Source organism: Pauljensenia sp. UMB3104, assembly GCF_030217285.1.
In the GTDB taxonomy this organism is placed as follows: domain Bacteria; phylum Actinomycetota; class Actinomycetes; order Actinomycetales; family Actinomycetaceae; genus Pauljensenia.
Window position 1 is genome coordinate 1 of the sequence record NZ_JASONN010000141.1, and the last position, 329, is coordinate 329.

The 329-nt window shown below is 55.9% G+C and carries 1 pseudogene; it reads left to right on the forward strand.

The window, feature by feature from the left end:
- Nucleotides 1-211, forward strand: a pseudogene (locus QP415_RS11100) (metal ABC transporter permease); the annotation flags it as partial.
- Nucleotides 212-329 lie beyond the last annotated feature (118 nt).

Below are 329 nucleotides of genomic sequence, written 5' to 3' on the forward strand. Positions count from 1 at the left end.
GTCCACGACCACGCTTGCTATTACCCTGATCGGCTACTCCGCAATGGCGGGCGCCGTCGGCGGTGGTGGTCTTGGACAGATGGCCATTAACTACGGCTACAACCGTTGGCAGGACGACGTCATGATCGCCACGGTTATTGCGATCATCGTGATCGTCCAGCTGGTTCAGATGATTGGTGACATGATCAGCCGACTGGTGGATCACCGCTGAGTCGACCACCAGTCGGGCAACCGGCAGGCCAGCACTGTTCAATCAATCGTTTCACATCGACTGACCATTCAGTGGTCTATTTCGTTACACAGTCTTCATACCCGGACGTCTGTGCTCC